Here is a 7,918-nt window from a genome sequence, read left to right on the forward strand (position 1 = left end):
AGGATCGCGGTGATGCGGTCCGTCTACTTCGGCGGGGCCCCCGGCGTGAGCCTCGGCCAGTCGAGCGCAGTCCTGCCATGATTGCCTCGAGGCGACACATGGGGGTGGGGAGCACCTGCTCGCACTTGTTGGTGGAGGGAGACCGCGATGTCCGGACGGAAGCCGTCAGTCCTCTTCGTCTGCGTCCACAATGCCGGGCGCTCCCAGATGGCCGCGGGCTACCTCCGTCACCTCGCCGCGGGACGCGTCGAGGTCCGCTCTGCGGGCAGCATCCCCGCCGACCGGATCAATCCTCTCGCCGTCGAGGTCATGCTGGAGGAGGGCATCGACATCACGGCGGAGGAGCCGAAGGTGCTCACCGCCGAGGCCGTGGAGTCCTCCGACGTGGTGGTCACCATGGGGTGCGGGGACACGTGCCCGTTCTTCCCCGGCACCCGCTACGAGGACTGGGACCTCGACGATCCCGCCGGTCAGGACATCGCGACAGTCCGCAGGATCCGTGACGAGATCAGGGTCCGGGTCCAGGCGCTGGTCTCAGACCTGGAGACCCGGTGACGGTGGCGGTCCCTCAGTCGTCCCCAAACGGTTGCCGCCGGGAGTCCCGGCTGCCCTCGACGCGGACCATGGGGTACCCAGCCATGTCCGCCGGCGGGGTCGTCGTCCCGTGCCAGCCGACCAGCACTCGTCCGAAGGAGTCGACGTAGTACGTCCCGCCCTGACGCACGCGGGTGACGGCGCCACCGTAGGCCACGACGAGTTCGCTCGTCGCCGTCCGGGGCTGGGCCTCCGACCACAGGCAACTGCTCGGCAGGACGCCTGCTTCAGTGGGAGCGTCCCACAGACGATCGACTCCGCTGGCAGCATGGTCCAGCACCTCTGCGACGTGCCCGCGGCCGCGGGCGAGCGCCACCTGTGACGGTGTCTGCCCGTCACGTGAGGCGCTGATGACCGAGGCACCAGCCTGGATGAGCGCGCGGCACGCCGCCTCGTTCCCGAAGTGCGCGGCCTGGTGGAGGAAGGTCCATCCTGATGTGGGCTTGGTGAAGTGGGCGCAGGCTGATGCGAGCTCCGGGTCCCTGCGCCACGCAGCGAGCACCGTTCCCCACGCGCCGCTCTTCGCCTGGGCGTAGAGGCCCTCGACGTCGTCCTCCATGGAGTACCCCTCTCTTCCGGTGATGGTGGCGGCGTGCTCCGGACCGTCCGCGACCGGAGTCGGATCTGTTCCGAGTGACCTGTCTCCGGAAGAAGATCAGGCATCTGCTGGCGCGCCTTCATCGCACGGATGACCAGCTCGTTCCCTCTGTCGAAGACCAGAACGACCGTCTCCAGGAACCGTCCGTGGGTCTCAGAGCTTAGCCGCAGCTGACGCGCAGGACTGTCGTCATCGAGGTCCTCGATCCACGTTGCCCAAGTTGCGGCCTGGATTGCATCCTCCGGAACGACACCATGCCTCAACGCGGACGGGTGGACCCTCACGCTGAGGCCAATGCCTCTCGGATCACCTCGGAGCGGGACTTGCCCTCCCCCTTCGCCCGCGCATCAAGAGCAGTGAGTTCTTCCACCGTCAGGCGGAGGGCGAAGACCTGTGGCGGCCCGGCTCCACGCCCGGGCCGACCGCGTCCCCGCTTCCTCAACGCTTCGAGGTCGAACCCGGTCTCGGCCCCGTCCACCCAGGCCGCGATCTGTTCCCCGGTGACGGGAACGCCGTTGATCGTCTCTTCCTCAGCCATGCCATCAATGTCATACGAAATCGAGCCCAGTGTGGAGCGCTCCCGTGAACACCGACCCGGTCCCCCGTGGCGCAGCACAATGACGGGTCCCAACAGCGCGGTGGCCGCCCTCGTGCACCTGTACGAGGGCGGCCACCGCTGCCGCGTTCCGGGTCTCACTCCCCCGTGAACTCGGGCTCCCGGTGCTGGGCTGCCGCGATGTTCGTCTCACGGAAGTCCGACGAGAGGGCTCCCAGACACAGGTAGTCGGCCTCGACCTGGAAGTAGGTCTGCAGCGTGTAGTCCTCCATGTGGTTCGAGATCGCCTTCGTGTGGGCGACACCGACCGGCGACTTCGCGGCGATCCGCACGGCCAGGTCGTGGGCCGCCTCCATCGCGGAGCCGTCCGGCACCACGTCGAGGACCATCCCGTACTCCTTGGCGGCGGCCGCGCTGATGGGTTCGGCGAGCATGGCGATCTGCTTCGCGCGCATGGGACCGACGAGCCGCTGCAGGGCCCACAGGCCACCCGTGTCGGGACTCATCGAGTAGTTGACGAAGAGCTCGTGGAACACGGCCGACTCCTGGGCGATCACCAGGTCGGTGCTGAGCAGCAGGTTGCAGCCCCCGCCCAGGCACTGTCCCTCCGCCACTCCGATCACCGGCTGCGGCATGAACATCATGGCGCGGATGAGCTCACCGATCTCGGTCATGACCTGACGCCCGGCGGGCAGCGAGACCGCGAACTTCGACTTGAGGACGGACAGGTCCCCGGGCCCGAAGGAGACGGGTCCGGTGCCGTGCAGGATGACGACGCGGATCTCCCGGTCGACGCGGATCTGGTCGATGGCGGCGGAGAGCTCGTCGATGAGCTGCTCGGAGAACCGGTTGAGGTTCTCGGGCGAGTCGAGGGTGACCGTGGCGATGTGTGACTCGTGGTCCAGGTCGACCGTCACGACGTGGTCGTAGGTCTTCTCATAGGGATACATGTGTGCTTCTTTCATCCGTGACTGGAGTCCGGCCGGAACCCGGCCGGGATGTCGGGGCCTCAGCGCTGGACCAGTTGGGGGTGCGCCCCACTGAGCAGCAGTTGCACCCGGCCCGCGATGGCAGGGTTGTAGGCCGGATGGGTGAGGATGAGGAAGGTGTCGTCCTCGACCCCCCGGATGATCGTGTCGACCGCCTCGGCGACGGGGAGCCCGTAGGGCAGGGAGCCCTCGACCACGGCCCAGCGCTTCTGGTAGTCCTCGGACTGCAGGTAGGGGTGGTCGGAGGGGTCGAACCCGGGTTGGTCGCGGTGTTCGTTGCACCGCGCGAGGTCCGTCTGGACGACCGCCGGGCACACCGCGTGCGCCTTGACGGGTGAGTGGGTGGTCTGGAGCTGGAGGTCGAGCACCTCCGTCATGCCCAGCGCCGCGAACTTGGAGGCGACGTAGGCCGGGGAGTTCTCCACCGTGAGGAGTCCCGCGATCGAGGCGGTGTCGACGATGTCGGAGGGGAAGCCCTGCTCGCTCATGCGCGGCACGAATGCGGCGATCGTGTTGACCAGGCCCTTGACGTTGACGCCGAGCAGCCAGTCCCAGTCCTCCAGGGGCTCCTCCCACAGGAGGCCAGCGGAGATGACGCCGGCATTGTTGAAGAGCACGTCGACGCGCCCCAGTTCCCCGAAGACCCGGTCCGCGAAGGCGCGCACGGCCGGGGCGTCCACGACGTCCCCGGGCACCGCGAGCACAGTACTCCCGCCGTCGACCAGTTCCTGACGGATCGCCTCCAGATGCTCCTTGTCGATGTCGTAGAGAGCCAGCGCCGCCCCCGCACCTGCGAAACGCCGTGCCAGTTCGGCCCCGATGCCGTTGGCGGCGCCGGTGACGACGACGACCTTGTCTGAGTAGTCCTTCATGTCCACACATCCCTTCATTGGGTGGCCGGCCGCCTGCGGCGGCCGGGTCGTGCTGCCACCGGGGGCGACCCACGTCGGTCGCCCCCGACGGGTGCTCAGATCATTCCGCGACGCATCATCATCGAGACGGCCTCGACGAGGGCCTCCGCGGAGGCGCCACCGATGGCCATGACCTTCCCGTCGCGCCAGAAACGCTCGACGCCGGTCTCGCGGATGACGCCGACACCCCCGAAGATCTGGATGGCGTCGCGCCCGACCTCCTCCGCGACCCGGGACCCCTCGACCTTGAGGAGTCGACCACGCGCGAGCTCGAGCTCGCCGGCGTCACGCTGGGCGTAGGTGGAGTAGACGAGGGCTCGCAGGGACTCGATCTGGGTGTACATCTTCACCAGCTTGTGGCGGGTCACCTGGAAGCGGTCGAACTGCGTCTGGCCCATCTGGACCCGCTCCATCGAGTAGGCCTTCGCCATCTCGTAGGCGCCCTCGGCGATGCCCAGGGAGACCGGACCGCAGGAGAGGAACTCGGCGGTCGCGGAGATGAACATGGCCTGCAGAGCCTGGTCCTGGGCGCCGACGAGGTTCTCCTTGGGGATGCGGCAGTCGCTGAAGGACAGGGAGCCGGTCGCCGAGCCGTGCCACCCGAGCTTGTGCTCGGCCTTGCCCACCCCGAAGCCGGGGGTGCCCGCCGGCACCACGAAGGCCGACAGTCCGGTCTTCGCCACCGGGTCCGGGTGCTCGGCGGTGACGGCGACGATCACGTAGTAGTCGGCCACTCCGATGTTGGAGACGAGGACCTTGCCGCCGTTGATGACCCACTCGTCCCCGTCCAGGACGGCGCGCGTGGTGTACTCGCCCTGGTCGTCGCCCCCGATCGCCTCGGTCTGTCCGCAGGACAGGACGACCTCGCCGGTGGCCGCGGGCGCCAGCCACTTGGCCTTCTGCTCCGGGGTGCCGAGCATCTGCAGGATGCCGCCGGCCAGGAGGATGTGCGCGCCCATCGCGATCGTGAGGACCGGGCTGACCTTGGCGATCTCCTCCAGGACGAGGGCGTTGGTGGTCTGGTCCATGCCCAGGCCACCGTCCTCCTCGGGCACGGTGATACCGAGGAGGCCCAGCTCACCAGCGCGCTTGAAGAGCTCGAGGGGGAACCTGTCGTCGCGGTCGATCTCCAGTGCCTGCGGGGCGACCTCTGTCTTCGCGAACTCGCGGGCGATGGCCAGGACGGCCTCACGGTCGTCGTTCATGTACCACATGCTCATGATGCGTCTCCTTGGTTGATGTCGGTGCCGCCCACCACGTCGGGTGGGGCGGGCGGCCGGGGTGGGGTTGGGTGTGGGGGTGGGCCCTCACGAGGCCCGGTAGGTCACGCCGAATCCGGAGTGCGGGTACGTCCAGCGGACGATTCCCCCCGGCGTGCACACGACGCGGCATGTTCCGCACTCGAGGCATCCGGCGTGGTCGAAGTGCATCTGGCCGCCCTCGTCGCGGGTGAAGAGGGAGGCGGGGCAGGCCGCGATGCACGCGTGGTGCGGGCATCCGGCGCAGACCGTGGGGTCGATCGCGATGTGGGCGTAGTCCTCGTCCACCTCGAAGCTGTCGCGACCCAGCAGGTCGGAGACCTCGAGCCGTCGCTGCGTGTCCTCCACCGGGCTCACAGTCCCCTCACCGCCCTCATCGCGTCTCCTGCCGCGTCCCTCATGCGCACGCGGGAGGACTTGAACGTGTGCCACAGCCGGGGCACGACCCTCTGGGGTGGGGTGTGCGGGCCGGGGTCGGGCACGGTGAACAGTTGTCCGGCCATCTGCAGGGTCAGTGCCGGGTAGTCGGCGTAGATCCTGTCCGCCTCGAGGAAGCGGGGGTATCCCTTGGCCTCGCGCATGATCGCCATCAGTCCGGTGCCCTCCAGCTCCGCCCGGTATGACTCCTCCGTGGGGCCGTTGCCGAGGATCGCGCGGGCGGCGGCCAGACCCGACAGGATCGCGAGGTCCATACCGCGGATGGTGTAGCCGAGGTTGAGGATGAACCCACCCGCCTCACCGGTGACCATGAAGCCGGGGGCGGTGAGGTGTTCGGGGACGCCTGCGAGCCCGTCCTCGCGGACGAGGTGGGCCGCGTACTCCACGACCTCTCCCCCACGCAGCAGCGGGGCGATGGCCGGGTGGGCGCGCAGGTCCTCCAGGAGCCCGCGGGGGGTCCCGTCGATGGCGGCCAGGCCCATCGGGTCCACGACGATGCCCAGGGCGATGGAGTCGGCGTTGGTGTACAGGAAACCGCCGCCGTGGAGACCGCGGGTGCAGCCCACCATCAGCTGGGCGACGCCCTCGCCCTCCCTGACCCCGAAGCGGTCCTCGATCGCACCCTGGGGCAGCTCGATGACCTCCTTGACGCCGGTGGCCACCTGACCGGACACGGGCGGTCGGACGATCCCGACCTCACGCGCCAGCAGGGAGTTGGTGCCGTCGGCAGCCACCACCACGTCGCTGCGCAGTTCCTCGCCGTCGGCGCGGATGCCCACGACCACCCCGCTCTCGCGGACCAGGCCGTCCACGGTGATCCCGGGGACCACCATGGCGCCGGCCTCCTCGGCCAGTCCCGCCATCCACTCGTCGAGGACGGAGCGTGTGACGGTGACGGACTGGGGGCTGCCGTCCGCCCTCGTGGGGGCCTGGGTCGAGACCAGCACCGAGCGGTCGCCGTCGATCAGCCCGATGCGCTCCTGGACGACGTGGCGTTCGGCGGGCACGCGCTGGGCCAGGCCCGGCTCCAGTGCGTCGAGCGCCGCGGTGTAGAGGCGTCCCCCGGAGACGTTCTTCGCGCGCCGGGTGTGGCACCGCGGTCGACGAGGATCACGCTGCGGCCGGCCTGTGCCAGTGTGAGGGCGCAGGCGGATCCGGCGGGTCCGGCGCCGACGACGATGACGTCGGTGTGTTCCTCCTCCATCACTTCGCCCCTGCGGAGAGCCGTTCGATGAGGGCGGGGACGATGTCGTAGAGGTCGGCGACGACCTGGTGGTCGGCATCGGCGATGGCGGGGCTGTCACCGTCGGTGTTCACCTCGACGACCACCTTCGCCCCGCGCATGCCGACGGCGTGCTGCACCTGGCCGGACACTCCCAGGCCGAGGTACAGGGCGGGTGAGACGTGGAGGCCGGAGATGCCGATGTAGCGCTCCACGGGCAGCCATCCGCGGTCCTCGGACACCGGGCGGGTGCAGGCGACCTGGGCATCGAGGGCCTCGGCGAGTCGGTCGACCAGGTCCAGGTCGGAGCGCTCCTTGAGGCCCATGCCGACGCACACCACGCGCTGGGCGTTCGTGAGGTCGACGTCGGACTTCGGGCGCTCCTCGAGTCCGGTACGCACCACCCGGGTGTCGGGGGCGGTGACCTCGACGGTGTCGACGGTGGGGTCGGGCGTGGGGGCGTCAGCGCCCGCGCGGGCGACGACGGAGACCACCGCGGGTCCCTCCCACGCGAGTGCCGCCACGGCACCGCCGGCGTAGACGACCCGCTCGGCGCGGCCACCGTTCGCGGTCAGCTCCAGTGAGGTGGCCTCGGGGACGAGGGCGACGTCGAGTCGCTGGGCCAGGCGTGCGGCGATCTCACGTCCGGCGATGGTGGCGGGCACGAGGACGAGGGCGCACCCGTGCTCCCGCGCAATGGTCTCCAGGGAGGGCACCGTGGCCTCGGGGCGTGCCCCGGTGGGGAGGACGGCCCGGAGAAGGGTGCCACCCAGTGAGGCGGCCTGGCGTTCGAGGTCGGCAGCGAGCTCGGGGGTCTCGACGACGAGGATCGTGCTCATGCGAGGACTCCGTCCTGCTGGAGGGAGGAGACCAGGGAATCGGCGATCTCCTGTGGTGTTCCGTCGTGGCGCACGTGGCGCCGCTCCGCGACGTAGCCGGTGGTCCGTGCGGTGTGCGTGCGGGGTGCGAGGTCAGCGGTCGCGAGGCCGAGGTCCTCGACAGAGACCTTCTTCTTGGCCTTCTTGGCGGCGCCCATCACGGCCTTCAGGCCGGGGATGGGGGCCGGGGCGATCTCCGGGACCACGGAGACGACGGCGGGCAGTGAGCACTCGACGTGCTCGATGGCGTCATCGAGGACCCGCGTGGCGCGCAGCGTCGTCCCGTCGACCTCGATGGACTGGGCGTTCGTGATGAGCGGCCAGTCGAGGAGTTCGGCGATGCGGGGGGCGGTCTCGTGGGCGTAGGTGTCCGCCGCGCCCTCGGTGGTGATGACCAGGTCGGCGCCCTCCACGCCACGGATGGCCGCGGCGAGGGCCTGCGCCGTCACGCGGCCGTCGACCTCGACGCCACT

11 protein-coding genes are annotated in these 7,918 nt (G+C 69.8%); 1 reads left to right on the forward strand and 10 read right to left on the reverse strand.

Translation table 11 applies throughout. From position 1 onward, the window contains the following. Positions 1 to 147: 147 nt before the first annotated feature. Positions 148 to 555, forward strand: a complete 408-nt coding sequence (locus TA90_RS11820) for an arsenate reductase ArsC (RefSeq protein ID WP_043536729.1) — start codon at positions 148 to 150, stop codon at positions 553 to 555. A 13-nt stretch (positions 556 to 568) separates the two neighbouring features. Here the strand turns inward: TA90_RS11820 and TA90_RS11825 are convergent, their stop codons facing one another. From TA90_RS11825 to TA90_RS11865, 10 genes are all read right to left on the reverse strand, one after another. Next, positions 569 to 1,153 carry an ankyrin repeat domain-containing protein gene (locus tag TA90_RS11825; RefSeq protein ID WP_052450838.1) on the reverse strand — a complete coding sequence of 195 codons (585 nt, stop codon included), beginning with the start codon at positions 1,151 to 1,153 and terminating at the stop codon, positions 569 to 571. A gap of 319 nt (positions 1,154 to 1,472) precedes the next feature. After that, on the reverse strand, positions 1,473 to 1,730 hold the full coding sequence (locus TA90_RS11830) for a ribbon-helix-helix domain-containing protein (protein WP_043536730.1): 258 nt from the start codon (positions 1,728 to 1,730) through the stop codon (positions 1,473 to 1,475). Positions 1,731 to 1,885: 155 nt separating this feature from the next. After that, positions 1,886 to 2,698: an enoyl-CoA hydratase/isomerase family protein gene (locus tag TA90_RS11835; protein ID WP_043536732.1), complete on the reverse strand. Its 813-nt coding sequence runs from the start codon at positions 2,696 to 2,698 to the stop codon at positions 1,886 to 1,888. 59 nt (positions 2,699 to 2,757) lie between these two features. Beyond that, positions 2,758 to 3,609, reverse strand: a complete 852-nt coding sequence (locus TA90_RS11840; RefSeq protein ID WP_043536740.1) for an SDR family NAD(P)-dependent oxidoreductase — start codon at positions 3,607 to 3,609, stop codon at positions 2,758 to 2,760. 95 nt (positions 3,610 to 3,704) lie between these two features. Continuing rightward, positions 3,705 to 4,868: an acyl-CoA dehydrogenase family protein gene (locus TA90_RS11845; RefSeq protein WP_043536733.1), complete on the reverse strand. Its 1,164-nt coding sequence runs from the start codon at positions 4,866 to 4,868 to the stop codon at positions 3,705 to 3,707. Positions 4,869 to 4,955: 87 nt separating this feature from the next. Continuing rightward, entirely contained in the window at positions 4,956 to 5,255 is a 300-nt protein-coding gene (locus TA90_RS11850; protein ID WP_043536735.1) for a ferredoxin family protein, read from the reverse strand. Positions 5,256 to 5,260: 5 nt separating this feature from the next. Continuing rightward, positions 5,261 to 6,352: a hypothetical protein gene (locus TA90_RS11855; RefSeq protein WP_052450840.1), complete on the reverse strand. Its 1,092-nt coding sequence runs from the start codon at positions 6,350 to 6,352 to the stop codon at positions 5,261 to 5,263. Next, complete coding sequence (locus TA90_RS14360; protein WP_082031682.1) at positions 6,310 to 6,549, reverse strand: FAD-dependent oxidoreductase; 240 nt, start codon at positions 6,547 to 6,549, stop codon at positions 6,310 to 6,312. The genes TA90_RS11855 and TA90_RS14360 overlap by 43 nt, the downstream gene beginning before the upstream one ends. Then, on the reverse strand, positions 6,549 to 7,406 hold the full coding sequence (locus TA90_RS11860) for an electron transfer flavoprotein subunit alpha/FixB family protein (RefSeq protein ID WP_052450841.1): 858 nt from the start codon (positions 7,404 to 7,406) through the stop codon (positions 6,549 to 6,551). Before TA90_RS11860 ends, TA90_RS14360 begins: the two co-directional genes overlap by 1 nt. Further along, positions 7,403 to 7,918, reverse strand: a 516-nt coding sequence (locus TA90_RS11865) for an electron transfer flavoprotein subunit beta/FixA family protein (protein WP_043536736.1), incomplete at its 5' end; no start/stop codon positions are given. The genes TA90_RS11865 and TA90_RS11860, both read right to left, overlap by 4 nt.

The organism is Actinomyces polynesiensis (assembly GCF_000820725.1).
In the GTDB taxonomy this organism is placed as follows: Bacteria; Actinomycetota; Actinomycetes; order Actinomycetales; family Actinomycetaceae; genus Pauljensenia; species Pauljensenia polynesiensis.

Coding starts and splice junctions, on each gene's coding strand:
- TA90_RS11820 (WP_043536729.1), top strand. CDS start 148: ATGTCCGGACGGAAGCCGTCAGTCCTCTTCGTCTGCGTCCACAATGCC.
- TA90_RS11825 (WP_052450838.1), bottom strand. CDS start 1,153: ATGGAGGACGACGTCGAGGGCCTCTACGCCCAGGCGAAGAGCGGCGCG.
- TA90_RS11830 (WP_043536730.1), bottom strand. CDS start 1,730: ATGGCTGAGGAAGAGACGATCAACGGCGTTCCCGTCACCGGGGAACAG.
- TA90_RS11835 (WP_043536732.1), bottom strand. CDS start 2,698: ATGTATCCCTATGAGAAGACCTACGACCACGTCGTGACGGTCGACCTG.
- TA90_RS11840 (WP_043536740.1), bottom strand. CDS start 3,609: ATGAAGGACTACTCAGACAAGGTCGTCGTCGTCACCGGCGCCGCCAAC.
- TA90_RS11845 (WP_043536733.1), bottom strand. CDS start 4,868: ATGAGCATGTGGTACATGAACGACGACCGTGAGGCCGTCCTGGCCATC.
- TA90_RS14360 (WP_082031682.1), bottom strand. CDS start 6,549: ATGGAGGAGGAACACACCGACGTCATCGTCGTCGGCGCCGGACCCGCC.
- TA90_RS11860 (WP_052450841.1), bottom strand. CDS start 7,406: ATGAGCACGATCCTCGTCGTCGAGACCCCCGAGCTCGCTGCCGACCTC.